The following is a 26,078-nucleotide window of genomic DNA, read 5'->3' on the forward strand; positions in this document are numbered from 1 at the left end:
GCGTTCGGCACCCGATGTACACGCACCAGACGGGTGAGTCTCGCGACTTCGTCGCATGCGCTCCGACGACTCGGACTCGAGACGGGCCGCGAACGTCGCTCGTAACACTCGCTCCGATGTGGTCATTGCTGGCGGAGCGTTCGGCACCCGATGTACACGCACCAGACGGGTGAGTCTCGCGACTTCGTCGCATGCGCTCCGACGACTCGGACTCGAGACGGGCCGCGAACGGTCGCTCATGAGACAGGGCTCCGTGGTCGCTGATGGCGAGCAAGTCGACACCGGCGGTGTGCTCGCCCACCAGCTGAGACTCGCGCCTGCGACATATGCGAATCGAGTCGACTCAAGCGGCCGTGAGCAGGGCCTTGGTGCGGGCCGGATGGTTGGTCGCGACCCAGCTGACACCCAGGTCGGCGCACAGGCGCACATCGTCGGGATCGTCCACCGTCCAGCAGTAGGTGGCGCGACCCGCCGCGGCGGCCTTGTCGACGAGATCCGGGTGTTCGCGCAGGGTTTTCACCGAGGGGCCGACGGCGGTCGCGCCGACCGTGGTCGCGGCGCTGCCGCCCAGATAACGCGATGATTCACCGAGCAGGACTGTCGGCAGCAGCGGTGCGGAGCGACGGATCCGCCAGACCGCGGTGGCCGCGAACGACATCACCACCGCGCGGGAGTGATCGGCGGAGGCGGGCGTGGCGATGCCGAAGCGCTGGAGTTCGGCGAGCAGCTTGTTCTCCACCAGCGCGCCGTAACGCACCGGATGTTTGGTCTCGATGAACAGCTTGGTCGGCCTGCTGCGCCAATCGAGTACCAGCTCGATCAGTTCGCTGAGGGTGAGTACCGATGCGGGTGCGCCGTCGGCTCCGAAGTCGAGTCCCTCGAGTTCGTCCAGGGTCATTTCGCTGACCAATCCGGTGCCCGACGAGGTCCGGTCGACGGTGCGGTCGTGCACGCAGACCAGGTGCCCGTCCCTGGTCAGCCGGACATCACACTCCACGCCATCGGCGCCCTCCTGCAGCGCTAGCTCATACGCGGCGAGCGTATGTTCCGGGCGCGCCGCCGAGGCACCCCGGTGCGCGACGACGAACGGTGCGCGACTGCCCTGGCTCACTTGGCCAAAACCTCCTCGTGCTCACGGTGCGGTGTAGTTGTTTCGGACGCGACGGACGTGGGGACCGGCTGCTTCGGCGCGCCGCCGCCGGGCTGCACCGGTTCGATAACGGGCACCGCCGGATCGACCGCGATCACCCACCGGCGCGCGATCCTGGTGCGGCCGAACAGATCGCGCCCCGTCATCGACCGCTGCACCCAGAGCGTCAGCACCGCGACCCCGGCCGCGACCAGATCGGTGAACGCGGTGAACAACACCCCGTCGGCCTTGGCCTGCAGGGTATCCGCGGTCCGCCAGAGCAGTGCCGCGACCGTGCACCCGGCGCCGAGCACCCAGCCCACCCACCAGATGCGCACGGCCCGCAGCGTTCGCGGATCCGGGTGCACGGCGACCACCTCGGTGAGAAAGACGCCGGGCCACAACAGATTCACCACCGGTACCAGACAGCCGAGCGCGAGCGTCCGAACCAACCGCGGGTCGCGGCGGCCGACAGCGGCGAAGGCGGCCCGACGCGTTTCGATCAACCAGCCGAGCATCGCGATCGCGGTGATCAACCCGAGTGCGAGGCCGACCAATGCGGAAAGCCACACCATCGCATCGGAGAAATGCAGCAACCACGATGGAATCAGCCGGGTGCGGTTGCGCAGCAGAATCAGATAGCGCCCGAATTCGGCGCAGGCGGAGACCACGAAAACCGCCGCGGTCGCGATGAGTAGCGCGCCGGCCCTGTTGGTCAGCCGGTCCAGCGGCCGTCGTGGCGCCGGTGCGGATACGACCGGCGGATCCAGCAGACCCCAGCGCGGAATCTGCTGGTAGCGCGGCGTTTCCACCGGGGGCCGCTGCCGACCCGAGCTCAACTTGCGGGTGCGCTGATCGGGACGTCGCGCCACCCACCGGTAATTGCGCCGCTCGGCGGGGGCATCGATGGGCGCCGGTGACAACAGCACGCCACGGCAACGCGGGCACCAGTGCATCGGCGTCGTCTGCACGGCCCAGCGCGCGCCACAGCGCGCACAAGGTTGTACCACCGTACTCACGGCGCCCCTCTCTCTATTGCCTCAGTAGATCTTCGCCTGGTGATCGCCGTCCGCAACCAATGGTCGACCCACCCGCTGCCATGCCACCATGCCACCGCCGACATTGACCGCGTCGTATCCGATGTGCGCCAGGTACTTGACCACCTCGATGGATCGGCCGCCCTGGCGGCAGATCACATACAGCTGGGCGTCGTAATCCAGCTCGTCGACGCGGGCCGGCACGTCGGCCATCGGAATGTGGATCGCACCCGGTGCATGTCCGAGCTGCCATTCGTCGTCCTCGCGCACGTCGAGCAGAATCGCCACCGGGGCGTCCGCCGCGACACGCTCGGTCTTATCGAATTCGTCCGGTACGGCTTCCACCGGCACCGACGACACTTCGGGGCTCGTCACGCTTCGATCCTGCCATGGGTCGCGCACCACCGGGGAGTTCCGGCCCCGCGACGGGGGTACCTCGACGGGTACTGCACGGCCTCGACATCGGCACGTTACCTCGGGTATGTTCTGTGCTTCTGGATCCTCTCCGATGCCCCGCGCCAGGGCCGCTTGTGCATATCCCGATCGAAGTTATCCACATAATCCACAACTTGATCCACAGGCCACAGCTATCGGACAGCACACCAGCAACAGGCATCGGCTATCAAACAGCTTTCGATCTACCAGCGCTTATGTACCAGATCCGGTATCAGGCAGGCGGACCCAGCAGGTTGCTGAATCAGGTCGCGGTACGAACGACCGATCCGAGACTCCCCTCCTTGCCATCCCGGAGCGGTCATTCGCCGCTGCTTCGGGATCTGAGGCTGTGCAGGTCCCGATATCTACTTGGACGCCGCCGATCGCCGATCGGTTCCACCGAAAAGCCATAACACCGGCGAATAGCCGAAATACCGGGTTCCCGCAGCTGCGGTCGGTAGCCTGGGTGCATGGACGTGAGCAGGGGGCTACTCGACGGAATGGATACGGCAGCACTCAACACAGCACTCTCCGAGGCCACCTGCCTAGGCGTGGAGGTCGATACCGCGAACGCGCGTCTGAGCCTCGACCTGGAAGTTCTGACGCTTCCGGCCGACGGACCCGCGCCCGAGGACTACCGCGTGAAGTTGATCTTCACCGGTGTCAGTCGAGTCGCGGCCTCGCTGCGCATTCAGGAGTGGGACGATCCGGCGGCCAGGGTGCTGCCGCTACAACTGGACAACCTGGACGCGGCCATTCGCAGCTTCGGCGGCGGTCGACTGCACGGTTGGGAATTCATCGATGTGGACGACAGCGGCTGGGTGCACTGGAGTGAACTGCTCAGCTTCGACACCGGGATCGACTCCCGCGTCTCCGCGCACGTACTCGAGTTCTCCCAGGAAGAGGGCATCGATCCGCGCGAACTCGATGTGCGGGTGTGGTTCGACGGCATGACGATTCACGACACCCAAGGCGCCGAAATCCCGATGCAGCAATTCATCGCGGGTGGGGTGCGCTGGTGGCAGGCGCATGACGAGGGCGATCCGCGGACCATGCGCGCCGGAATCGTGCCGCCGCTGTAGCGCTGTTCGAACCGCGCACCCGGGCAACGGATGTGCGGTTGTGTTCCAGGTACCGAGTCCGATTGGTGTTGTGGGCGAGTTGTACTCACGAAATCGGTCGTATCGTCAAGTGTCCCGCGCACCGTGACGGAATGTGGGGGCAAGGGGCGCGGTTGCAAACGAGCGGGTGTACGAATGATGGTTGAGTGTGCTCGAGACGGCGGGCACACACGGCCCGACATTAGGAAAGGGACATCGTGGCTGAGTACACGTTGCCAGATCTGGATTACGACTACAGCGCCCTGGAGCCCCACATCTCCGGGCAGATCAACGAGATTCATCATTCCAAGCACCATGCTGCCTATGTCGCCGGAGTCAACGCCGCGCTGGAGAAGCTCGAGGCCGCACGCGAGGCGGGCGACCACGGCGCGATCTTCCTGAACGAAAAGAACCTGGCCTTCCACCTGGGTGGGCACGTCAACCACTCGATCTGGTGGAAGAACCTCTCCCCCAACGGCGGTGACAAGCCGGTCGGCGAACTGGCCGCCGCTATCGACGACCAGTTCGGTTCGTTCGACAAGTTCCGCGCGCAGTTCACGGCCGCGGCCAACGGCCTGCAGGGCTCCGGCTGGGCGGTGCTCGGCTATGACACCCTCGGCCAGAAGCTGCTGACCTTCCAGCTCTACGACCAGCAGGCCAACGTGCCGCTGGGCATCATCCCGCTGCTGCAGGTCGACATGTGGGAGCACGCCTTCTACCTGCAGTACAAGAACGTCAAGGCGGACTACGTGACCGCGTTCTGGAACGTCGTCAACTGGGAAGACGTGCAGGAGCGCTTCGCGCGCGCCATCGGCCAGGCCAAGGGCCTCATCTTCGGCTGAATCCAATGGCAGCGCCTCCGGCGCTGCGTGTTCGCGGCCCCTTGATGGCTTGCGTCCGAGCGTCGAGACTCGCGCCTGCGGCGCATGCGCTTCGACCACTCGGGCGCAAGCCGGGCCGCGAACGGCGCATGCTCGATCTCGCTTCGCTCGAAACACGGTGTGATGCCGATGTTGTTGCGTGCGGAGGCATCGAACGAACCCCCGGTCGCGGTCACCGTCGAGCATCTACGAGCTCGTGGGCATTACTGCAGCCCGCGGGTTTGTTTTGTTTCGTCCGGTTAGCACTCTTTGGTACTTGTGTGCCAGGTGAGTTTTGGCGCATTCTCGGAAATCCACAGTTCGAGGACGGGCAACGCCGCCCCCGGTTCCATGACGGGAGGCAATCATGCATACGAATGGCCCCATCGGCATCACGCCGTTCCATGCCCACGGATTACTGCGGGGGTTCGTCATCTCCGGACGTTGGCCCGACACCACCAGGGAATGGGCGCAGGTATTGGTACTCGCCGTGCGGGTGGCCTCGTTTCCGGGCTTGCTGACCACCTCGACCGTCTTCGGTGTGCGCGAGGAGCTACCGGACGATCCGGCACCGGGCACCGTCGGGCTCGTCCTCGCCGAGGGACCGGTGCTCGGGGACCAGGCGCTCGAACCGGGCCGGTTCGCCGACCATGTGCCACCGGCGCTGTTGATGCTGCATCCGCCCGCGGAGACCCGGCCGTCGCTACCGGAATGCGTCGGCGTGGCATCGGGATGTGTGCTCCTGCCCGGCGTCCCGCATCTGGGCCTGGAACACCGAGCGGCCTGGGCCGAGGCCGAATCCGACGGCACCGTTACCTCGTTGGTCAGCCGCGTCGGCCTCGACCCGATCAGTGACCCCGATACCGCGGTCCTTGCCATGCTCCTCGCCGCCTGATCCCTCGCATATCCCGTGGCTGCCTCGCATAAGTTGCACCGGCGAGGCAGCCGGCATGCGACGGCAGCGCGTTGATTGCCATGGGCTAGCTCACTTTTGGATCAGTGCTTGCTGCCGGAGCTGTGCGGGCACCCGAAAATCACCGGTTGGATCGCCAAACTTATTGTGCGCATTGCGATTTCGATAACAATGGCTTGGTGCTTGTCCGGTCGCGAGGGTACAGTCGATGGCAGCGAAGGGGAGTAGCCCGCAATCGCGCTGTCGACATACTGGTCCGCCGCCTCACGAGGGCGCGGACCCGGCCGCGTGAACCGGCGTAGATCCGGTGGGCGAGACCTTCGGCCGAGACAACCATTGCGTTGTCGGCCGGAGGCGTCACCCGATCTCCTGGCCGACAGGCCGGAGCCCGAGAGTGCACACCACATGATCGCGACGATATTGCTCAGCGTCGGAATCGTCTTTCTCGCCGAGTTGGGTGATAAGTCCCAGCTGATGGCGTTGACGTTCGCGCTGCGCTACCGCTGGTGGGTCGTGCTCGGCGGCATTGCGACCGCGAGTGCGGCGGTGCATCTGATCTCGGTCGGCATCGGCTATTTCCTCGGTGCGGCGCTACCCACCCGTGCCATCGCATTGGTCGCCGCGCTCACCTTCCTGGCCGTCGGCCTGTGGACCCTGCGCGAACATTTCGGCAGCGATGACGCCGAAGCCGAACCCAAGCCGCCGCGTTCGACAACCGCGCCATTCTTCGTGGTGCTTTCGGCCTTTCTGCTCGCTGAACTGGGCGACCGAACCATGTTCGCCACCGCCGCCCTGGCCACCGACAACAGCTGGATCGGCGTCTGGATCGGTTCCACCGTCGGCATGGTCGCCGCCGACGCACTCGCCATCGCGGCAGGCATCGTGGTCGGCAAGCATCTCCCGGAACACGTCATCGGCATCTGCTCCGGCCTACTGTTCCTCTACTTCGGCACCGCGAGCCTGCTTGCCGCCGCCCGCCCCGACCTAGGCATACTCACCGGCGGCGCACTCGCCACCCTCGCCCCGGCCGCCGCGGGCATCGCCCTGCTGATTCGTTCACGGCGAGATTCGGCACGCGTGCCGAACGACCCGGCACCAGAATCCGACAAAGTGCTCTGACCGGTCACGCTCCGGCCCCCCGTCCACCGGCCGTTGCCTGCCAGCCCGCTCAGGTACGTACTTCGGACTGGTGCAGCATCGCCTCGCCGTAGAGATCGCCACTGCGGCGCACCAGGTCGAGTAGCGGTTCGCGGAGGGCTCGGAGACCGGGGAGGTCGTCCACGGCGATGCGGGCGGTGACCATGGCGCTCACGGCGGCGGCAAGGGTTTGGCAGGCGAAGCGCTGTTGGTCGGTGCGGGCGTCGAGGACGTCGGCGATCATCGCGACGAACGATTCCTGCAGCTGGGCGCGGCGAGCGATTGCCTTCGAACCCACGGCATAGACCTCGACGAGGTAGAGGCGGGCGTATGCGGGTTCGCCGATCAGGCCGTCGAAGTAGGCCTCGAGGATGCGGCCCATCCGATCCGGATCGGACGGACCGGCCGGATCGCGCGCTTCGCCGTCCATCGCGTTCGCGATATTCACGATCAGCAACTCGACGGCCCGCTCGTAGGCGGCCTCGAAACAATCCTCCTTGGAACGGAATTGCTCGTAGAACGTCTCCCGCGAAACCCCGGCCCGCTTCAGGATGGCCGCGACGGAGGTCCCGACATATCCGTTCTCGACCATGGCCTCGGCCATCGCGCTCAGAATCCGCTCGCGCTGCGAGGCGATCACCTCCTCCCTCGGCAGGCCGTGTCGCCCCCGTGGGAGTTGGCGTGCGCTGCTTACGGATTCGGTCATTCAATGGCTCCGAGGGTCGGGTGGGTGGTATCCGGCCACGCCGGTCGCTCCATTTTGCGGGGTCTGGCCGGTTGCTCGGTGGTGAAGGGTGCCTCTTCGGTGCGCGCGATCTCCAATGCCCGCGCCACCCCGCGCCGCAGCGCGATATCGATGACCCGCTGAGCGATCGGCCGGAACGGCAATGCCACCGCCACCCACCACGGCGATACCACCTGACGTTTGCGCCGGGCGATGGCGCGTTCCACCGCATCTATCGCCGGACCGAGCGGTGCGACCCCCGATACCGTCGACCGGCCGAGGATGGCCCGCGCGGCCGCGGTACCGAAGCCGCGTGCGGTCATATCGGTATCGAGCTCGGCGAAATACGCGACCCCGACCTTTGCACCGGTATGTCTGACCTCGTGCCGCAGCGTATTGCCGAGCACCTCCACCCCGGCCTTCGACGCGCTGTAGGCCCCGACCAACGGCAGATTCACCGCGGCCGCCAAGGACGAGACGACCAACGCGTATCCGTTCGGATGACAGATGTGCGGTCCGGCGGCGCGCAAGGTGTAGTAAACGCCCAGCACATTGACCGCCAGGGTTTCCTCCATGACCGCCGGATCCCCGCCGAGCAGCGCCAACTGCTTGGCCACCCCGGCATTGGCCACCACCACATCCAGCCCACCGAGTTCGGTGACCAGCGTGCTGACAACCCGCTCCACCTGCCGGTTGTCGGCGATATCGCAGTAGCGCCACGGTGCGTCCCCGCATTCGCGCGCCACCTCCGCGAGCAGATCCGCCTCCAGCCCGAGCAGCGCTACCTTTGCCCCTTTCGCGTGCAATTGCCGGGCCAGCGCAGCACCGATTCCGCGCGCCGCGCCGGTGATCAGAATCCGGCGCCCGGCCACGGACGCGACGGAAAACAGGTTCATACCTGCGACGATACCAGCTGTGAACACATATGTTCGCAAATAATTCTCCGTTTATCCGACGGTGCTATGCGGAGCGAGCACCGAGTCGAGGGAGCCGTGATGGGGCTCTCACACCGCACCGGTTAGGGTGCAATTGACGAAGGGCCAACCGGCTGTCACGAACGAGAGGACCATCGTGGAGATTTCGGGTTCCGCCGCCATCATCACCGGAGGCGCATCCGGCCTCGGCGCCGCCACTGCCAAGCGTTTCGCCGATCTGGGCGCAACCGTCTTCGGACTCGACGTACCCCAATCCATCGAGCGCGCCGGGGACAACGTGCCCGACGGCGTCACCCTGATCCCCGCCGACGTCACCAGCAACGACGAGGTTTCCGCCGCGGTCGCACAGGTCGTCGAATCCGGTGCGCCGCTGCGCATCGTGGTCAACTGCGCCGGTGTCGGCTGGGCCGGCCGCATCCTGTCCAAGAACGGCCCGCACGACCTCGAGCTGTTCCGCACCGTCATCACCGTCAACCTGCTCGGCACCTTCAATGTCATGCGCCTGGCCGCTGACGCGATCGCCAAGACCGACACCGTCGACGAATACGGCCAGCGCGGCGTCATCATCAACACCGCCTCGGTCGCCGCATTCGAGGGCCAGATCGGCCAGATCGCCTACTCGGCCTCCAAGGGCGGCGTGCACGGCATGACCGTTCCGGCCGCGCGCGACCTGGCCCAGTTCGGCATCCGCGTGAACACTATCGCCCCCGGCATCATCGACACCCCGATGCTCGCCGGTGTCACCGAGGAGTATCGCAAGGGCCTCGAGGCCGGCGTGCCGTTCCCGTCGCGCCTGGGCCGCCCGGACGAGTACGCGCAGCTGTCGCAGTACATCGTCGAACACGACTACCTCAACGGCGAGACCATCCGCATGGACGGCGCCCTGCGCATGGCCCCCCGCTAAAAGCCTGCGACACAAGGCGACTACGCCCCGCCATCCGCTGGATGGCGGGGCGTTCCCGTGTGCTCTCACGCAGTGGGTTTGTGGCCGATGCCGAGGAATGCCGTGGTGGACAGGGGCTTGTTCGGTCGGTAGTTGACGGCGAGGTAGGCGCGCATGAGCGCAACACGTTCGGCCCACACCTGCTCGCCGACGGTGCGGCGCATCAGCAAAAGTGGGGCGCTGCTGCGCACCATGGTCTCCCACATCTCGTCGGAGTCGGCGAAACTCAGTGTGCTGGTGTGACGCTGGATGCTCACCCCGGCGAAGCCCGCGGTACGCATCTCGGTCGCGAAAACCTCCGGATTTTCCAGGGTGAGGAAGTTGGGCTGGGGTTCCTCGATGGACGGATCGGCGGCGGCGAAGGCGCCGAACATCATTCGCATAAGCGGCGATTCGGCTACCGGCGCCCAACTCGACACCACGGCGGTGGCACCGGGACGCAGCACCCGGAACAATTCCGCGAACCCCTTGGCCCGATCCGGGAAGAACATCAGCCCGAACATCGAGAAACCGGCATCGAAGCTCTCGTCGTCGAACGGCAGCGCCTGCCCGTCTGCCACACGCGCTTCGATATTGGTCAGCCCGGCGGCCCGTGCGTCCTCGGCGAGTCGCTGGATCATCGGGTCCGAGAAGTCGATGGCCGATACCCGCGCCACCCGCGCGGCAGCGGGCAGACTCAGCGTGCCCGGCCCCGCGGCGACATCGACCACCTGTGATCGCGCCGAAAGGCCGGCGAGTTCGAGGGCACGTGCGGAAAAGGGCGCCATGATCGCGGGTCCGAATTCGGCATATCCGTCGGCAACGAGATCCCACGGCTCAACGGCGGCAAGCGGGTTACCAGACATCAGCTGACGATCCTTTCGACCGTCCAAGGCTAACCGGGCACCGCCCCCGGAACCTACCGACTCCGGCCGAATTCACTGTGCGCGAAGCAGATCAGATCTTGCGTTCGAAGGTGATCAAGTGATGGCCAGGTCCGTTGTAATCGCGCACCGGTCCGGCGACCGTGAAGCCCAGATGCCGGTGGAAACCGATCGACGCGTCATTGCCCGGCGCGGTGATCGCCTTCACGATATGCCGGTCATTCGCCCTGGCTATCGCGAAGAACCGCTCGTAGAGCTCGCGCGCGAGGCCGCTCTTGCGGGACTGCGGATCGACGCCGACGAAGTGGATGTAGGCCTCATCGGATTCCGACGGCGAGAGGAAGCCGATCAGGAATCCGGCCAGCCACTCGGTCGGTTCCCGCCATCCGGCGCCGGGCACCTCGGCGATCAGGCTGGTCCGGTAGAAGTGATCGAGGAACAACCTGGGCAGGTGCGGTAACACCGAGCGCCCCCACCAGTCATCGATGACGGTGGCGATGGCGTCGTAGTCATCGGCACGTGCGGCCCGGATGACCGGCCCGTTCGCATTCGGCACGTATCTATTCTCCTGCGCGCACCGCGCGATGGGTGTTGTTGTCCTGATCACGCTGCCATCGCATACACAGTGGCCGCCTCACCCGGGTGCGCGAGACGGCCACTGGTTATGCGGGCACCTTCGTCAGAGCGTGCGGGTCAGGCGATCGGTGAGGATCTGGGCAAAGCGGGCCGGATCCTTCAGTTCGCCGCCCTCGGCGAGAACCGCTGTGCCGTAGAGCAATTCGGCGGTCTCGGTGAGTTCGGGAACCTTGCCCGCGTCGGCGTCGTCCCGGCGGGTGTCATAGGCGTCGCGCAGCCCGGTGACCAGCGGGTGGGTCGGGTTGAGCTCGAGGATCCGCTTGGACTCGGGAACCAGCTGACCGGAGGCGCGGTACATGCGCTCCAGCATCGGGGTGAAGTCGAAGACATCACCGACGAGGCAGGCGGGCGAGGTGGTGAGCCGGTTGGTCAGGCGCACCTCCTTGACGCTGTCCAGGGTCTTGCCGAGCCAGCCGAGCAGTTCGGCGAAGTCCTTGTCCTGCTGTTCGCGCAGCGATTCGGTGGCCTTCTTCTCCTCCTCGGTCTCCAGGTCGACCTCGCCCTTGGCGATGGACTGCAACGGCTTACCGTCGAATTCGGTCACCGAACCGACCCACATCTCGTCGACCGGATCGGTCAGGATCAGCACCTCGCGGCCCTTGGCCTTGAAGGCCTCCATATGCGGGGAGCTTTCGACCTGCTGACGGGTCTCGCCGGTCATGTAGTAGATGGCGTCCTGCCCGTCCTGCATCCGCTCGACGTAGGCGGCGAGGGAGGTCAGCTCCTCCTCGGAATTGGTCGAGGCGAACGAGGACACCTGCAGCAGCGTCTCGCGGTTGTCGAAGTCCGAGAGCAGGCCCTCCTTGAGAACGCGCCCGAACTCCTTCCAGAAGGTCTGGTACTTCTCCTGGTCCTGCGCTGCCTGCAGTTCCTTGACCGTCGAGAGCACCTTCTTCACCAGGCGCTTGCGGATCATCTGGATCTGCCGGTCCTGCTGCAGGATCTCGCGGGAGACATTGAGCGACAGATCCTGCGCGTCCACCACACCCTTGACGAAGCGCAGGTATTCCGGCATCAGCTCTTCACAGTTGTCCATGATGAACACCCGCTTGACGTAGAGCTGCACGCCGCGCTTGTGCTCGCGGGTGAACAGATCGAACGGCGCGTGCGACGGTACGAACAGCAGCGCCTGATATTCGAAGGTGCCCTCGGCCTTCATCGGGATGATCTCCAGCGGATCGTCCCAGCCATGGCTGACGTGCTTGTAGAACTCCTTGTACTCCTCGTCGCTGACCTCGCTCTTGGGGCGGGTCCACAGCGCCTTCATGGAGTTGAGGGTCTGCTCCTCGAGAACCGTCTTCTCGGTCTTCTCGTCGCCTTCACCTTCGGTGACGGTGCGCTCGACCTGCATGCGGATCGGCCAGGCGATGAAGTCCGAGTACTTCTTGACGATCTCGCGGAGCTTCCACTCCAGGGTGTAGTCGAAGAGGTGATCGTCCTCGTCCGGGGTTTTCAGATGCAGCGAGACGGCGGTGCCCTGCGGGGCCTGGTCGAGAGTTTCGATGGTGTAGTTCGAGCTGCCCGCGGCCGACTCCCAGCGGGTGCCCTCGGTCTCGCCGGCCTTGCGGGTGGTCAGCGTGACCTTGTCGGCGACCATGAAGGTCGAATAGAAGCCGATGCCGAACTGGCCGATCAGCTCCTCGGCGGCCGCCTCGGATTTGGCCTCGTTCAGCTTCTTGCGCAGCTCAGCGGTGCCGGATTTGGCGAGGGTGCCGATCAGGTCGACCACCTCGGCGCGGGACATGCCGATGCCGTTATCCCGGACGGTCAGGATCCGATTGCCCTTGTCGACCTCCAGCTCGATATGCAGATCGGCGGTGTCGACGTGCAGATCCTTATCGCGGAAGGACTCCAGCCGCAGCTTGTCCAGCGCGTCGGAAGCGTTCGAGATCAGCTCCCGCAGGAAGGTGTCCTTGTTGGAGTAGACCGAATGGATCATCAGCTCGAGCAGCTGATGGGTTTCTGCCTGGAACTCGAGTTGTTCGACGTGCTCAGTCACGTCGCGATGGTACCGCCGCGCCTATCCGACATCCGCGGACATCTGCCCGAAGTCGGCCGAGCCGGGCACTTCGACGTCGGCACGATGGGGATCATCCGCCCGTGCGGGGCGTGGCTGCATCCATTCGCGCAGGACCATGGTGGCCCGCACATCGTCCTCGTTGTACTCCAGCAGCCGGGTGCGCTGGCTCGGATCGGGTTCGTCCTCGTAGCCGACGGCCAGCCGATACCAGCTCATCGACGCCTCGCCACCCGCCTCGGGATCGCGCCAGGAGAAACCTGCCACCGGCGCGATCTTCTTGAGCCCCTTGCCGTTCGGACAGATGAACTGATCGGAGACGGCCTGGAACATATCCACCCACTGCGGTCCGTCGACGAATGCGCGCACCTGCTCCACCGTCGGCACCCCGGGCCGACCCGCGAACCGGCGCGCCGATTCGTAGAGCCATTTGTCCTCGGCGGTACGCGAATAGCAGTAGGCGGCAAAGGTTTTCCCGGCCGCGACGGCTTCGGCGCGCACCGTCATCAACCAGGTCCAGAATTCGCCGAAGGAGCGGCCCTCATCCTCGGTCGGCAGCGGATCCCAGGTGACGAACGGGCGGTAGACACCGTCGAGCAGCGTGCCCCACAGGTATGCGCCGTACTCCTGGAAGCTCTCCAGATCGACATCCACCTCGACATCGGCCCGACGCACCCGGACCCGCTCGACCCGGCGCACCAGCGGGGCGCCCGCGAGCCAGGCGCGAGCGGTCACCACGGCCTCGTCGAACGGACCGTGCTGCCAGTCCTCCGGATCGTCACCGGCCCAGGCGGCCAGATCGTCGATGGTCTCGACACCGTGTCCGCGCAGCACCTCCGCGCGGGAACCGGGCGCGACCAGGCTCACGTCCCGATGTTCGGTCAGCCAGCCCTCGCAGCTCTGACCGGCGACCTGTGCCTCGTCGGCGGGCGCTTTGCGCGTCCACCACGGGCACTGGCGGCATTCGGGCACCTTCGACGGAACCGTTGGCAAATCCCCGCGCACCACCGCTATTCGATCGGCATAGCGCCGGTCGTAGTCGGCGAGCAGCGGGCCGAGATCGTGCACCAGAATGCGATCGAAGCTATAGCCGATCACACCGCCGACCAGCGCCGGACTGGCCAGACCGTGCCGCTGCAGCATGCGGTACAGATGGGCGAGCCGCTGTTGGTCGCGGGGCTGCTGGCGCAGTTTGCGATACGGATCCGGTTGCGGATCCCAGTGATACGGATCCGAGGTGGTCGGGTGGAAATCGGCCGGTTCGGGCTGACGTGGGTCGGTGACCTTGTGATTGACCACGATGACCGGGATGTAGCCGCCGCGATCGCGATCGCGCAGCAGGATCTCCGAGCCGCCGCGCCGACCGGTATCCGGTTCCTGCGGCAGCAGTCCGCCCCAGATATGTTGTGCGCCTTCGGCACACGCGCGCATCGTGGCCGCAGCCCGCTCCCCCGCGCGCAGCGCCGGATCGATCACCACCCAGTTGTCCGGATCCGCGGCGATCAGCGCCTGGCGCACCCGGGCGCGATGCGCGGTCGCGGCCTCCCGGCGCTGACGGACCCCGGCATCCTCGATCACCCCGGTCAGCAGGTCCGGGTGCGCCGCATTCAAATGCAATCGGTGCCGACAGCCGATCAATGCCCTGGCATCGACGAATGCGGTCGGTTCGGTGAGCGGCGACGCGGGCTCGACTGACATCGGCGCAGTATCGACCTCGGCCTGCCGCTCGTCGGCTACGCCTTCGTGATTGCGACCGTCGCGGTCACCGCTGCCCGAATACACATACGCAGTATGGTCCAGACCCCTGACAACTCTGTGAACCGCATGACTCGGTCGGCCCACAACTCGCGGAGCAGCCATTCAGTCACGTGGTGCACCGATGAGCGGCGTGGTAGACCTGTGCCTGGTAGACGAGCAGCGAGATGGTTCAATATCAGCGCAGCCCGTTCGGAGCGAGTCTTACGAGAGCGACGTTCGCGGCCCGCCGCAGGCGCGGCACATTGGACACAGGAGGGCCTCGATGGGGTTGTTCACGAAGCGCAAGCGGCGGCCGAGCCGCAGGGCCGAGGCGAAGGCTCTCAAGCACAAGGCCGCTATGGAGGCGAAGCTCGGCGCCAGGAACGACCGCAAGGCCCGCCGCGCGGAGGCCCGCACCCAGCGCAAGGTCGCCAAGGCGCAGATAGCCGCATTGCAGGCCGAGGAGAAGGCCGCACTCAAGGTGGCCGCCAAGGCCGAGCGGGATCCGTTCACCGCGAGCCAGGTCCGCAAGTACCTCGGTGTCGCCCGTGTGCTGGTTCCGGTACTCGCACCGCTGGCCTACCGCGCCGCGACCTACATCCGTGGCCGGATCGATACCCGTCGGGCGCATCAACTCGGCATCGGCGTCGAACAGCTCGGTGATTTCAGCGGCCACGGCGGCCGCCTGCAGGCGCGGATCACCAATACCGAAGCCGCTCTCGACAAGATCGGCGCGCAGTCCGGCGACAAGGCGGGCAAGGGTGAGATGCACAAATTCGTCGCCGCCACCCAGGATCGACTCGGCAATCTGACCTCCGCGATCCAGACCGCGGAGCAGATGCCGGCACCGCGCCGCCGCGCCGTCCACGCGTCGATCTCGAGCGAGCTGTCCGGTATCGAGGCGGACGTGCTGGCGCGCCTCGGCGTCAACTGATCCATCCGATGTCACCCGGCCAGCTCTCCGGCAGCCTGCGCGGCTGTCTGGTCGGCGGCATGGTCGGTGCACTCGCCATCGCCGCACACGGTGCGGCGGGTGGTGGATTTCCGGATTCGGCCGAATCTGCACTACTGCTTCTTGTTTCGGCGTCGGCGGGTTGGACCGCCGGGCGGCTGCGTCCGGGCGCCATCGGCGGTTGGGGCCTGCTGGGTCCACTCGCGCTCGGACAGCTCGCCGGACACGCCGTGCTGTCGGGACTGATCGACCACACCCACCGCCATACCGCCGTCGGCGCACCGCGGCTCGACCCATATCTGCCCTCCGGCTGGATGTTGTCGGCGCACTTGATCGCAACACTCGGCTGCGTCGCACTGATCCTGTTGGCCGAGCGGCTCTTTGCGATGGCGTCCAGCGTCATTCGCGCGGTTTCGGTCACCGGATCACCGCTCGCGGTCACTCGGCCGCCGCGCTGGTCCGATCCCACGCTCCGGCCCTACCGCTTTCATCCGAACGGCGCGATCGGTCCGCGCGCGCCACCGGTGTCGGCCTGACCCGCCACACCCAAACCCCTTCGGACAGAAAGCACTTCACCCATGCGTACGCAGATCACGCGCGCCTGCACGGCGGTGGCCGCCGCCGGCTTCGTTCTCCTCGCGGGCGGCACCGCCTCCGCACATGTCACCGCCGACGCACCCGGCGCGACACAGGGCGACTACTCGGTGATCACCTTCAAGGTTCCGACCGAATCGGAGACCGCGAACACCACGGCGCTCACCGTCGCCCTGCCCAACCTCAAGAGCGCCCGCACCGAACCCATTCCGGGTTGGAGCTCCAAGGTCGACCGCAATGACAAGGCCGAAGCCACCTCGGTCACCTGGACGGCCGATCCCGGCTCACCCGGCGTGCGTCCCGGCCAGTTCCAGCGCTTCGTCCTCTCGGTCGGCCCGCTGCCGACCCAGGATCAGGTCAGCTTCCCGGCCACCCAGACCTACAGCGACGGCAAGGTCGTCACATGGGATCAGCCCATGGGCGCCGACGGTTCCGAACCCGAACATCCGGCACCGACGCTCACCCTCGCGGCAGCCACCGGCAACGGCCATGACGGCCACCACGTCGGCAGTTCGGCCGCCGCCGAGGAGAAGTCGAAGGACACCGACAACACCGCGCGCTGGCTCGGTGGCATCGGCCTCGCGCTCGGCCTGCTCGGCGTCGCGCTCGGCCTCGGCAATGTGATCCGCGGACGCCGGGCATGAGTGACACCGCCATGCGTCGCATGGTCGCCGGGCTGGTCGCGGGCCTGCTCTTCCTGAGCGCGGGCGCGCTCGCGGCGGGAACGGCGGCCGCGCATTCCACGCCGGTCAGCAGTGTGCCCGCCGACGGCGCGAGCATCGAAACCGGTCCGGAACGGGTGAGCATCACCTTCAACGAGCCACTGCAGGAGAGCTTTCCGGCACTCACCGTGGTGGGGCCGGACGGGAATCTGTGGTCCAAGGGCGATCCGAAGGTGGACGGGCCGACCGTCAGCGTCGCGGTCGGCGAACTCGGCCCGACCGGCGTCTACAAGATCGGGTACCGGGTCACCTCCGCCGACGGTCATCCGGTCAAGGGTGAGTTGACCTTCACCCTGACCAAGGCGGGCACCGGGACCCCCGGCCCGAAGGCCAATAGCCAGAACAACTCCGGCGGTGGCGACGATTCCGGCGGAATCCCGCTGTGGGTCTTCATCATCGGCGCGGTCGTACTGTTCGGCGGCGGTCTGGCCTTCGCCCTGTTCGGCGGCAGGAGCCGCACATCGCAGCGGTGAGAAGAGCACACGGGTGAACAGGGCGCAGCGGACGACCGGCGGCGGAAATGCGCAAGCGTTGCTGCTGGTCGTCCCGGCCGGGCTGCTCGGTGTCGCGCTCGCGCTGATCCTGGCCGTGCCGACCCCCGCGCAGACCGAGAGCGTCATTCGGGTGCTCGCGGACTGCACCGGGGCCACCGTGCTCGGACTGGCCGCACTGCCCCGGCTGCACGATCGGCTGCGGCCGCCGTGGCGGATGCTCGCGGCACTGGCCGGGATCTGGTGCGTCACCGAATTCACGGTGCTCGTCTTCGAGGCGGCCGCCGTCGTCGGGGTGCCCATCGGCAAGCTCAGCACTGGGCAGTTCGGCGATTACCTGGTCCAGATCAGCGGCGGTCAGGTCGGCATCGCGGTGCTGATCGGCAGCGGTGCGGTCGCCTGCTATTCGGCGCTGGCGTTCCGGCGACCCGAGACCGCATCGGCCGATCTCGTGCTGGTCTTCGCCGCGGTGGCGCTCGCACTGCGCCCGATCACCGGGCATATGTCGCAGCAGCCGTTCGGCTCGGTACTGGCCGCGGTGCACGCGCTGGCGGCGGCATCCTGGTTCGGCCTATTGGTCGCGCTGGCGCTGGTGGTGCGCACCCGAGGTGAGTGGGCGGTGACGCTGCCCCGGTATTCGGCGGTGGCGCTGCCGCTGGTCGGCATTGTCGCGGTCACCGGCCTAGTCAACGGGTTGGTGCGGGTGGGCGGGATCGCTCCGTTCGTGACGACCGGCTACGGCCGCATTCTGCTCGCGAAAACCCTTGTGCTGGTTGCGTTGCTGGCCTTGGGCTGGTGGTGGCGCCGGACCTGGGTACCGCAGGCGACGGGGCATCGAATGCCAGCCGAGTCGTCGCTGCGGCGGGCAGTCATCGAAGTGGCGGTCATGGCCGTGGCCTTCGGGATGGCGGCGACCCTGGCCGTGACCGCCTGACGCTTGCAAATGCAAGCACCCGCTGCCGAGCAGTTAGCAACCCGTTACAGTTGTGCCCATGACCGAGGTGAAGATCGTCGAAGACTGTGTGGCATCGGCCGAAACAGCCTTCGCGTATGTCAACGACTACCGGAATCTGTCGCGTTTCATCACCGAGGTCCAGAACTTCACGCCGATCACCGACCAGGTCGAGGGCATCGGCGCGACTTTCGACGGCACCATCAAACTCGGTCCCGCATCGCTGCATTCGCGCCTGCAGGTCGTGCGGTGGGAGGAGAATTTCGCGATCGCGGTGAAGTCGATCAAGGGTTTCGAGATCGAATCCACCTTCCTGTTCCACGCCAAGGGCACCGATAACTGCACGGTCGACGCGATCGTCGACTATCGAGTGCCAGGCGGGATCGCGGGCAAGGTACTCGGCAAGACCATCGAGCCGTTCGTGAAGATCGCGGTCAAACACTCCACGCACAATCTCACCACCCAGATCGCCGAATTCCACGTCAGTAGACAGGGGTAGCCGGAACTTGTCCGGGCCGGTCCGGCCGGAGGATGCTGTGCACTATGGCTGACCGAACGACGCCGACATTCCCGCAGCGCATCGCCTACATCTGCGGGCGCACGCTGCCGGAGTCGATGTCGGCATGGGTGCTCGACGATCTCACCGGCCCCGGTGCGGCACGGCGTTATCTGCTGCGCTTGCTCATTCCGATGATTCCGGTACTGAGCCTGTTCCTGCTGGTACCCGGACCGATATGGATGGGCCTGGCAATGATGGCCCTGCTGTATCTGCCGCTGATCTATTTCACCGCGGCGCTGATGTACGTGTACCGCAGGGCGCGGCTGGTCAAGCACGGCCTCGATCCGGCACTGGCCGACTCCGCGTCCAGGAAGCGTGCCGAAGCCGAACGGCTGGCCTATGAACGCCGCCACGGTCGCGCCTGATTTCGTCTGCCGAATATTCGCCGAACCTGGCCGTGAGGCATCTCACGGGCATAGCCTGAACATATGAAACGCCCCACGATAGGCCAGCGGATCGCATACGATCTCGGCCGCGAGCTCCCCGAGGAGCTGCACGAGTGGGTCATCCACGACCTCGTCGGGCACGGGGCCATGGAACGCTATCTCGTCCGCTTCCTCGTACCGTTCATCCCGTTCTTCGCGCTGTGGATGCTGTTCCCCGGCCCGATGGGGTTGAAGATCGGCATGATCGTCATGATGATCGTGCCGCTGATCCTGTTCACGGTGTCGCTCAGTTACGTCTGGCGTCGGTTCCGGCTGGCCCAGCACGGCATCGATCAGGAATGGATCAACCACAACAAGATGCGCGAAACCGAGCGGATCAAATACGAGATGCACTACGGACACCGCTAGCAACGCCGCATTGCACGGCGTTCCCTTGCTCAGCGCTAACTATCGGCACTCGCTTGACCACCACGGAGCGAGTCTTACGAGTGACGTTCGCGGCCCGTCTCGCGTCCGAGCTGTCGAAGCGCATGCGCCGCAGGCGCGAGTCTCGACGGCGCCGCTGGGAATGCTTGCAGGTCGCTCGAAAGGGTCGGCGCGAGACAGAGGGGGGCCGCGAACACGCAGCGTCGAAGGCGCTGCAAGATGACACCGTGACCGAATCGCAGAACACCATTGCCACCGCGGACCTCGCCGACGAGATCGGCCCCGAAATCCGTAGCTGCGACACGCAGTTCGTCCAGTTCGGCGGGCGCGCGACGTTCTCCGGGCGGATCACCACGATCCGCTGCTTCCAGGACAACCTGCTGGTCAAGCAAACGCTCGGCGAGCCGGGCAACGGCGGCGTGCTCGTCGTCGACGGTGGCGCGAGTGTGCACACCGCACTGGTCGGCGACATCATCGCCGGACGCGGTGTTGCGAACGGCTGGTCCGGCGTCATCGTCAACGGTGCGGTGCGCGACTCGGCCATCCTGCGCACGCTCGATATCGGCATCAAGGCGCTGGGCACCAACCCGCGCAAGAGCGCCCAGACCGGCACCGGCGACCGCGATATCCCGGTCGAATTCGGCGGTATCACCTTCGTGCCGGGCGAAATGCTCTACAGCGACCACGACGGCATCGTGGTCCGTGCCGAAGCCTGAGCGACTAGGCCGCAGCCACCCTGGCCTTGTGACCGGCGATGGCCACAATGTCGCCGACGTGCAGTTGCCGTCCGCGACGCAGTTCCACCTCCTCGTTCACCCGTACCAGACCCGCGGCGATCACGGTCTTGGCCTCCGATCCGGAATCGATCAGATTGGCCAGCTTGAGGAACTGACCGAGTCGAATGACGTCGTCATCGATCGGCACATCGACTGCATCGGACATGGGATACATCCTTACTCCGTTGCCGTCGAACCGGAAATCCAGCCCCCGCCCGAACGGCCGACACGCATGGATGACGCGCCGGTACCGGCGATGCGCCCGGAGGCGCACCGCGCAACCAGGGAAGGCCCCGAGAGTGTCGCGAATTAAACACCGACATGCCCAGGTGGTCTTCGAGCACGACCACCGCGGCACCGTACACACTGGTGCTGTGACAACCATGCACGCCGGGCAACACATCGACACCGAACCACCCTCGGAAAGATCGGCACCTCCGGTTCCGCATCGCGGCCATGGACGACTGCGTGAGGTCCCGCATATCTCGGGGTTGATCCTTGGTGTGTTCGCCGTGCTCTGCTTCCTGTGGAGCCTCTCGCCCGGACTGCGATATCTGACGCATGTACCGCGTCGCTACATCGACCTGTACTACTTCGACGCACCGGATACCAGCCTCGTATGGGCGTTGGTGGTCGGTCTACTCGCGGGAGCCACGGCCAGCCGCAAACGGATCGCCTGGTGGTTGTTGGTCGGCTATATCGCGCTCTATGCGCTGGCGAATGTGCTCGAATTCGCCGACGAGGGCAATATGCACGCGCTGGTTGCTGCGGTGGTGCAGATCGCCGCGATCGGCGTGCTGCTCGCGTCCTGGCGGGAGTTCTACACCAAGGTGCGTCCGGGCGCGGGCTGGAAGGCGTTGGGTGTACTGGCCGGTGGCCTCGCGGTCGGCTGTCTCCTCGGCTGGGGTCTGGTGGAGCTGCTCCCCGGTTCGCTGCCGCGTGGCGTGCAGCGGCCGCTGTGGTCGGTCTATCGGGTGACTGCCGCGGTGCTGGTGGACAACGAACACTTCGACGGTCATCCGCGCCCGTTCGTCAACTTCCTGCTCGGCCTCTTCGGCGCCATCGCCCTGCTGGCCGCGGTGATCATCCTGCTGCGCTCGCAACGGGCGGGCAATGCGATGACCGGCACCGACGAATCCGCGATCCGCGGTCTGCTGGAGCGCTCGGATGTCGAGGATTCGCTGGGCTACTTCGCGACTCGGCGCGATAAGGCCGTGGTGTTCGCGCCGAGCGGCAAGGCGGCGCTCACCTATCGCGTCGAATTGGGTGTCTGTCTCGCCAGTGGCGATCCGATCGGCATTCGGGAGGCCTGGCCGCAGGCGATCGATGCATGGCTGCGGCTAGCCGACCAATTCGGGTGGGCCCCGGCGGTCATGGGCGCCAGCGAAGTCGGCGCCACGGCGTATCGACGGGCCGGACTTTCGGCGCTGCGCCTCGGTGATGAGGCGATTCTCGACACCAGGTCCTTCTCGCTCGCGGGCCCGGAGATGAAGCAGGTCCGCCAGGCCGCGAACCGGTTGCGCAAGCACGGGATCACTGTGCGCATCCGCCGCCATCGCGATATCCCTGCCGAGGAATTCCAGCGGGTGATCGCCCGTGCGGATGCCTGGCGCGATACCGAAGCCGAGCGCGGCTTCTCCATGGCGCTCGGCCGCCTCGGCGATCCGCTGGACGGTGACTGCCTGCTGGTCGAAGCGGTGCAGCCCGCCCGTCAGCCGGCCAACGTCAACGGGCACGGCTCATCCCAACCCGAGGAGCGCGTGCTCGGCATGCTGTCGCTGGTGCCGTGGGGTCGCACCGGTGCGTCACTCGAGCTGATGCGCCGAGATCCACACGGTCCCAACGGTGTCATGGAGCTGATGATCTCCCAGCTCGCGCTGACCTCCGAACAGCATGGCATTACCAAGGTTTCGCTGAACTTCGCGGTATTCCGCTCGGTATTCGAAGAGGGCGGACGCATCGGCGCCGGACCTGTGCTGCGGCTGTGGCGCGGTGTGCTGCTGTTCTTTTCGCGGTGGTGGCAGCTGGAGGCGCTGTACCGGTCGAATGTGAAGTATCAGCCGTACTGGGTGCCTCGGTTCTTCTTGTTCGAGGAGCGCAGGCAACTGCCTCGGGTGGCCATGGCCAGTGCGCTCGCCGAGGGCTTCCTACCGCGCTTCGGCAAGGAGCCCGAAACCATCACCCACACCGGTCTGCACAGTGCGGTACCCGCGGGCATCACCGGACTGCATGCCGACGGCAGTCCGCCGGACCTGCCGGATAACGTCGGGGTGGAACAGCTTCCGCGCCGCCCGGAGCAGGTGCGAGTGCGCATGGACAAACTCGACCGGCTCGCGACCGCCGGCATCGATGCCTATCCGGTCGCCTATGCCCCGACCCATACCGTCGCGGCGGCGCGTCGTTCACCGCGCGGCACCACAGTGCGGATCTGCGGCCGGCTGTTGCGCATCCGCGATTACGGCGGTGTGATCTTCGCGGTAGTCCGGGACTGGACCGACGATATCCAGCTGGTCATCGACCGCGATCGGGTCGGTGCCGAACGCAGTGCCGAATTCGGCGAATTCTTCGACCTCGGTGACCTCATCGAGGTCAGCGGCCAGATCGGACACAGCCGGCGCGGCGAACTTTCACTGCTGGCCGCGGACTGGCGGATGATCGGCAAATGCCTGCATCCGCTGCCGGATAAGTGGCGGGGCCTGGCCGACCCCGAGGCCAGGGTGCGCCAGCGCTACGTCGATATGGCGATCAATCCGGAGGTCCGCGAGGTGCTGAGCAAGCGCACCGCGGTAGTGCGCTCGCTGCGGGATTCGTTGAACGCCTGGGGATATCTCGAGGTAGAGACTCCGATCCTGCAGAAGGTGCACGGCGGTGCCAACGCGACACCGTTCCTGACCCATATCAATGCCTACGACCTGGACCTGTATCTGCGGATCGCGCCCGAACTGTATCTCAAGCGGCTATGCGTAGGCGGCATGGAGAAGGTCTTCGAAATCGGACGCAACTTCCGCAACGAGGGTGTGGACTTCAGCCACAATCCGGAGTTCACCAGCCTGGAAGCCTATGAGGCACATGCCGACTACGAGCGGATGATGCGCCTGGCCCGCCAGCTGATCCAGAACGCCGCCCAAGCCGCCAACGGTTCGATGGTGGCGCTGCGCCCCAAGCCGGACGGCTCCTTCGAAGAGGTCGACATCTCCGGGGAGTGGGCGGTGAAGACCGTGCACGGCGCGGTATCGGAGACACTCGGCACCGCGATCAGCCCACAGACCACACTCGAAGAGCTGCGCGAACTCTGCGACAAAGTCGAGGTGCCCTATCAGCACGGTTGGGATGCCGGACAGGTCGTGCAGGAAATGTATGAGCATCTGGTCGAATCCCGTACGGAGAAGCCGACTTTCTACATCGACTTCCCCACCTCGGTCTCCCCGCTGACCCGCGCGCATCGCAGCATTCCCGGCGTGACCGAGCGCTGGGATCTGGTCGCCTGGGGCGTCGAATTGGGTACGGCCTACAGCGAACTCACCGATCCGATCGAACAGCGCCGCAGGCTCACCGAGCAATCGATGTTGGCGGCCAACGGCGATCCGGAGGCCATGGAACTCGACGAGGACTTCCTGCAGGCGCTCGAGCATGCGATGCCGCCGACCGGCGGATTGGGGATGGGCGTCGACCGCATCGTCATGTTGATCACCGGCCGCAGCATTCGCGAGACGCTGCCCTTCCCATTGGTGAAGCCGCGCTGAGGATCTCATTATGAAATATTGCAACCGGAGAAAGTTTCCCATACGGTAATCGCCCGGTAGCCTTGATGTTTCGGCCCCGGGAGGAGGCCGTTACCTTCGACACTGGGGATGCATATGTACCTTGACCTGCTGACCAATACCGCTCTGCTGGACCCGCAGGTGTGGGCGAGCGCGGATACCTGGACCAGCTCGGACACGTTGGCATCGACGATGGAATACGCAGCCAAGAAAAAGAAGAAGAGCAGCAGCGGCCTGCTGATCGGTGGCCTGTGCTGCCTGGTCGTCGTCGCCCTGATCGTCGGCGGCATCTACCTGCTGACCCAGCGCAAGAAGCAGCAGTAAACCCGAGAAACGGCCCGGCTCGCCTATGGCGGGCCGGGCCGTTTCGGTTTTCCGAACTAGATGGCGGTGCGTTCGGATGCCACCTCGGCCTCGAGCAACAGTTCGTCGTCGAACTCGTCCTGCGGCCCGTGCGGCTGCGGCGGTACCGACTTCAGCACCACCACCGCTGCGAGGAGCGCGGCTACCACCAGTGTGGCGCCGATCCAGAACGCCAGGTGGAATCCGCTGGTGAGCGCCGCATTCGGGGCGACACCGTCCTGCAGCAGATGTTCGGTCTTGCTCGCCGACAGCGTGGCGAGTACCGCGAGCCCGAGCGCGCCACCGACCTGCATGGTGGTGTTGGCCAGACCCGAGGCCAGCCCGGCCTCCTGCGGCTGGACCCCCGACATAGCCAGATTCATCAGCGCCGGGAAGGCCAGGCCCGCGCCGGTGCCGAACAGCACCATCGGACCGAAGATGTGGAGCCAGTAGTTGCCAGCCACCGGCGCCTGGGTCAGCCAGAGCAGTGCGACGAGAATCAGCAGCAGCCCGGGAATCAGCACCTTGCGCGCGCCGAAGCGCATCACCAGATGTTCGGAATAGCGCACCGACAGCAGACCCATGATCGCCGCGACCGGGAAGAATGCCGTGCCGAGCTGGATCGGCGAATAACCGAGCACCTGCTTCAGATACAGCGAACCCATGAAGAACATGCCGAACATGCCTGCGACGGTCAGCACCTGGATCACATTGGCGCCGGACAGATTCCGTGAACGGAAGATCTGCAACGGCATCAGCGGGGTGCGCGCCGTCGCCTCCCGCGCGATGAATCCGGCGAGCAGTACCAGCGCGGCCGCGCCGAGCCCGAGCGTGACCGGATCGGTCCAGCCGTATTCGGCCGCGGGCTTGACGATCGTGTAGACGCCGAGCATCAGCGCCGCCGTAATCAATACGGCACCAGGCACATCCGCGCCGTTTTTCAGTCCGGCACCCTTGTCCTTGTCCAGGATCTTCAGCGCACCGAGGCCGACGGTAATACCGATCGGCAGGTTGACCAGGAAGATCAGCCGCCAGTCCAGTGCGGTCAGGAAACCACCGAGCAGCAGACCGATCGCACCACCCGCCGACGCGACGAAGGCATAGCGACCGATCGCCTTCGCCTGCTCGCGCGGGTCCGGGAACATCGCGAAGATCATGCCGAGGATGACCGCCGAGGTCATGGCACCGCCGATGCCCTGCAGGAAGCGGGCCGCGATGAGGGTCACCTCGTTGACCGCCGCACCACACAGCGCCGAGGCCAAGGTGAAGACCACCAGGCCGGACAGGAACATGGTGCGGCGACCGATGAGGTCACCGAGACGGCCGGCCAGCATGAGCAGGCCGCCGAAGGAGATCAGATATCCGTTCACCACCCAGGCCAGTCCCGATGCGGTGAAGCCCAGGTCGGTCTGGATATCCGCGAGTGCGACATTCACGATCGTCGCATCGAGCACGATCATCAGCATGCCGCCGCACAACACATAGAGGGCGAGCCAGCGCTTGCTGTCCGAACCGGACGGGGCGTCCCCCACCTGTCTATGTCGTTCTTTTGCTTCCGTCACCACAGACGCCTTCCACCCGAAGATCGTTACTGTGGCACGCTAGCAATGATTAGTCCTAAAAGACAACTAATTAATTCAGTTGAAGTATC

At 65.9% G+C, this 26,078-nt stretch carries 27 protein-coding genes; 16 read left to right on the forward strand and 11 right to left on the reverse strand.

All coding sequences use genetic code 11. The features are described from left to right. Positions 1-343: 343 nt before the first annotated feature. Genes AB0L58_RS30740 through AB0L58_RS30750 form a run of 3 tightly spaced genes read right to left on the reverse strand, consistent with a single transcriptional unit; the run spans position 344 to position 2,541 of the window. Positions 344-1,111: a glycerophosphodiester phosphodiesterase gene (locus AB0L58_RS30740; protein ID WP_364392040.1), complete on the reverse strand. Its 768-nt coding sequence runs from the start codon at positions 1,109-1,111 to the stop codon at positions 344-346. Further along, a complete protein-coding gene (locus AB0L58_RS30745) occupies positions 1,108-2,148 on the reverse strand; it encodes a DUF4328 domain-containing protein (RefSeq protein WP_364392042.1) in 1,041 nt (346 codons plus the stop codon). Before AB0L58_RS30745 ends, AB0L58_RS30740 begins: the two co-directional genes overlap by 4 nt. Positions 2,149-2,169: 21 nt before the next feature. Next, complete coding sequence (locus AB0L58_RS30750; protein WP_364392046.1) at positions 2,170-2,541, reverse strand: rhodanese-like domain-containing protein; 372 nt, start codon at positions 2,539-2,541, stop codon at positions 2,170-2,172. A 530-nt stretch (positions 2,542-3,071) separates the two neighbouring features. Between AB0L58_RS30750 and AB0L58_RS30755 the strand changes: the two genes are divergently transcribed. The 4 genes from AB0L58_RS30755 (at position 3,072) to AB0L58_RS30770 (ending at position 6,593) form a co-directional block, all read left to right on the forward strand. Then, entirely contained in the window at positions 3,072-3,683 is a 612-nt protein-coding gene (locus AB0L58_RS30755) for a hypothetical protein (protein WP_364392048.1), read from the forward strand. A gap of 236 nt (positions 3,684-3,919) precedes the next feature. Further along, positions 3,920-4,543 (forward strand): superoxide dismutase, encoded by a 624-nt coding sequence (locus AB0L58_RS30760; RefSeq protein ID WP_364392050.1) that lies wholly within the window; start codon positions 3,920-3,922, stop codon positions 4,541-4,543. Positions 4,544-4,928: 385 nt separating this feature from the next. Continuing rightward, entirely contained in the window at positions 4,929-5,456 is a 528-nt protein-coding gene (locus AB0L58_RS30765) for a peptidase (RefSeq protein WP_364392052.1), read from the forward strand. Between the two features lie 423 nt (positions 5,457-5,879). Next, positions 5,880-6,593 carry a TMEM165/GDT1 family protein gene (locus AB0L58_RS30770; protein ID WP_364392055.1) on the forward strand — a complete coding sequence of 238 codons (714 nt, stop codon included), beginning with the start codon at positions 5,880-5,882 and terminating at the stop codon, positions 6,591-6,593. Positions 6,594-6,642: 49 nt separating this feature from the next. Here AB0L58_RS30770 and AB0L58_RS30775 read toward each other — a convergent pair whose 3' ends face one another. Continuing rightward, entirely contained in the window at positions 6,643-7,317 is a 675-nt protein-coding gene (locus AB0L58_RS30775) for a TetR/AcrR family transcriptional regulator (RefSeq protein WP_364392058.1), read from the reverse strand. Next, on the reverse strand, positions 7,314-8,231 hold the full coding sequence (locus AB0L58_RS30780) for an SDR family NAD(P)-dependent oxidoreductase (RefSeq protein ID WP_364392060.1): 918 nt from the start codon (positions 8,229-8,231) through the stop codon (positions 7,314-7,316). Before AB0L58_RS30780 ends, AB0L58_RS30775 begins: the two co-directional genes overlap by 4 nt. A 175-nt stretch (positions 8,232-8,406) precedes the next feature. Here AB0L58_RS30780 and AB0L58_RS30785 point away from each other — a divergent pair, with 175 nt between their 5' ends. Then, positions 8,407-9,174, forward strand: a complete 768-nt coding sequence (locus AB0L58_RS30785) for an SDR family NAD(P)-dependent oxidoreductase (RefSeq protein WP_062981443.1) — start codon at positions 8,407-8,409, stop codon at positions 9,172-9,174. A 65-nt stretch (positions 9,175-9,239) separates the two neighbouring features. Here AB0L58_RS30785 and AB0L58_RS30790 read toward each other — a convergent pair whose 3' ends face one another. The 4 genes from AB0L58_RS30790 to AB0L58_RS30805 form a co-directional block, all read right to left on the reverse strand. Continuing rightward, complete coding sequence (locus AB0L58_RS30790) at positions 9,240-10,058, reverse strand: class I SAM-dependent methyltransferase (protein ID WP_364392063.1); 819 nt, start codon at positions 10,056-10,058, stop codon at positions 9,240-9,242. A gap of 91 nt (positions 10,059-10,149) precedes the next feature. Further along, positions 10,150-10,632 (reverse strand): N-acetyltransferase, encoded by a 483-nt coding sequence (locus AB0L58_RS30795; RefSeq protein ID WP_364392065.1) that lies wholly within the window; start codon positions 10,630-10,632, stop codon positions 10,150-10,152. 123 nt (positions 10,633-10,755) lie between these two features. Continuing rightward, a complete protein-coding gene (gene htpG / locus AB0L58_RS30800) occupies positions 10,756-12,711 on the reverse strand; it encodes a molecular chaperone HtpG (RefSeq protein ID WP_364392067.1) in 1,956 nt (651 codons plus the stop codon). Between the two features lie 21 nt (positions 12,712-12,732). Beyond that, positions 12,733-14,427, reverse strand: coding sequence for a TM0106 family RecB-like putative nuclease (locus tag AB0L58_RS30805; protein WP_364392069.1), 1,695 nt, complete (start codon positions 14,425-14,427; stop codon positions 12,733-12,735). 322 nt (positions 14,428-14,749) lie between these two features. On the opposite strand from AB0L58_RS30805, the gene AB0L58_RS30810 reads away from it, so the two are divergent. The 9 genes from AB0L58_RS30810 (at position 14,750) to rraA (ending at position 20,264) form a co-directional block, all read left to right on the forward strand. After that, on the forward strand, positions 14,750-15,400 hold the full coding sequence (locus AB0L58_RS30810) for a DUF6474 family protein (protein ID WP_364392072.1): 651 nt from the start codon (positions 14,750-14,752) through the stop codon (positions 15,398-15,400). 8 nt (positions 15,401-15,408) lie between these two features. After that, positions 15,409-15,954, forward strand: coding sequence for a hypothetical protein (locus AB0L58_RS30815; protein WP_364392075.1), 546 nt, complete (start codon positions 15,409-15,411; stop codon positions 15,952-15,954). 42 nt (positions 15,955-15,996) lie between these two features. Next, on the forward strand, positions 15,997-16,656 hold the full coding sequence (locus tag AB0L58_RS30820; RefSeq protein ID WP_364392077.1) for a YcnI family protein: 660 nt from the start codon (positions 15,997-15,999) through the stop codon (positions 16,654-16,656). Continuing rightward, on the forward strand, positions 16,653-17,207 hold the full coding sequence (locus tag AB0L58_RS30825; RefSeq protein ID WP_364392080.1) for a copper resistance CopC family protein: 555 nt from the start codon (positions 16,653-16,655) through the stop codon (positions 17,205-17,207). The genes AB0L58_RS30820 and AB0L58_RS30825 overlap by 4 nt, the downstream gene beginning before the upstream one ends. Before the next feature lie 13 nt (positions 17,208-17,220). Continuing rightward, on the forward strand, positions 17,221-18,159 hold the full coding sequence (locus tag AB0L58_RS30830; RefSeq protein WP_364392083.1) for a CopD family protein: 939 nt from the start codon (positions 17,221-17,223) through the stop codon (positions 18,157-18,159). 58 nt (positions 18,160-18,217) lie between these two features. Further along, positions 18,218-18,676: an SRPBCC family protein gene (locus AB0L58_RS30835; RefSeq protein WP_364392085.1), complete on the forward strand. Its 459-nt coding sequence runs from the start codon at positions 18,218-18,220 to the stop codon at positions 18,674-18,676. Between the two features lie 44 nt (positions 18,677-18,720). Continuing rightward, positions 18,721-19,101, forward strand: a complete 381-nt coding sequence (locus AB0L58_RS30840) for a DUF5313 family protein (RefSeq protein WP_364392087.1) — start codon at positions 18,721-18,723, stop codon at positions 19,099-19,101. Positions 19,102-19,164: 63 nt separating this feature from the next. Further along, entirely contained in the window at positions 19,165-19,530 is a 366-nt protein-coding gene (locus tag AB0L58_RS30845) for a DUF5313 family protein (protein WP_364392090.1), read from the forward strand. Positions 19,531-19,775: 245 nt separating this feature from the next. Beyond that, entirely contained in the window at positions 19,776-20,264 is a 489-nt protein-coding gene (gene rraA / locus AB0L58_RS30850; protein WP_364392092.1) for a ribonuclease E activity regulator RraA, read from the forward strand. A gap of 4 nt (positions 20,265-20,268) precedes the next feature. Here the strand turns inward: rraA and AB0L58_RS30855 are convergent, their stop codons facing one another. Further along, positions 20,269-20,490 (reverse strand): RNA-binding S4 domain-containing protein, encoded by a 222-nt coding sequence (locus tag AB0L58_RS30855; protein ID WP_364392095.1) that lies wholly within the window; start codon positions 20,488-20,490, stop codon positions 20,269-20,271. A gap of 217 nt (positions 20,491-20,707) precedes the next feature. On the opposite strand from AB0L58_RS30855, the gene lysX reads away from it, so the two are divergent. Then, entirely contained in the window at positions 20,708-24,067 is a 3,360-nt protein-coding gene (gene lysX, locus AB0L58_RS30860) for a bifunctional lysylphosphatidylglycerol synthetase/lysine--tRNA ligase LysX (protein ID WP_364392321.1), read from the forward strand. A gap of 114 nt (positions 24,068-24,181) precedes the next feature. After that, entirely contained in the window at positions 24,182-24,409 is a 228-nt protein-coding gene (locus AB0L58_RS30865; protein WP_364392098.1) for a hypothetical protein, read from the forward strand. 56 nt (positions 24,410-24,465) lie between these two features. Here the strand turns inward: AB0L58_RS30865 and AB0L58_RS30870 are convergent, their stop codons facing one another. Next, positions 24,466-25,989 (reverse strand): MFS transporter, encoded by a 1,524-nt coding sequence (locus tag AB0L58_RS30870; RefSeq protein ID WP_364392101.1) that lies wholly within the window; start codon positions 25,987-25,989, stop codon positions 24,466-24,468. Positions 25,990-26,078 lie beyond the last annotated feature (89 nt).

Source organism: Nocardia sp. NPDC052112 (assembly GCF_040680135.1).
Taxonomy (GTDB): Bacteria; Actinomycetota; Actinomycetes; order Mycobacteriales; family Mycobacteriaceae; genus Nocardia.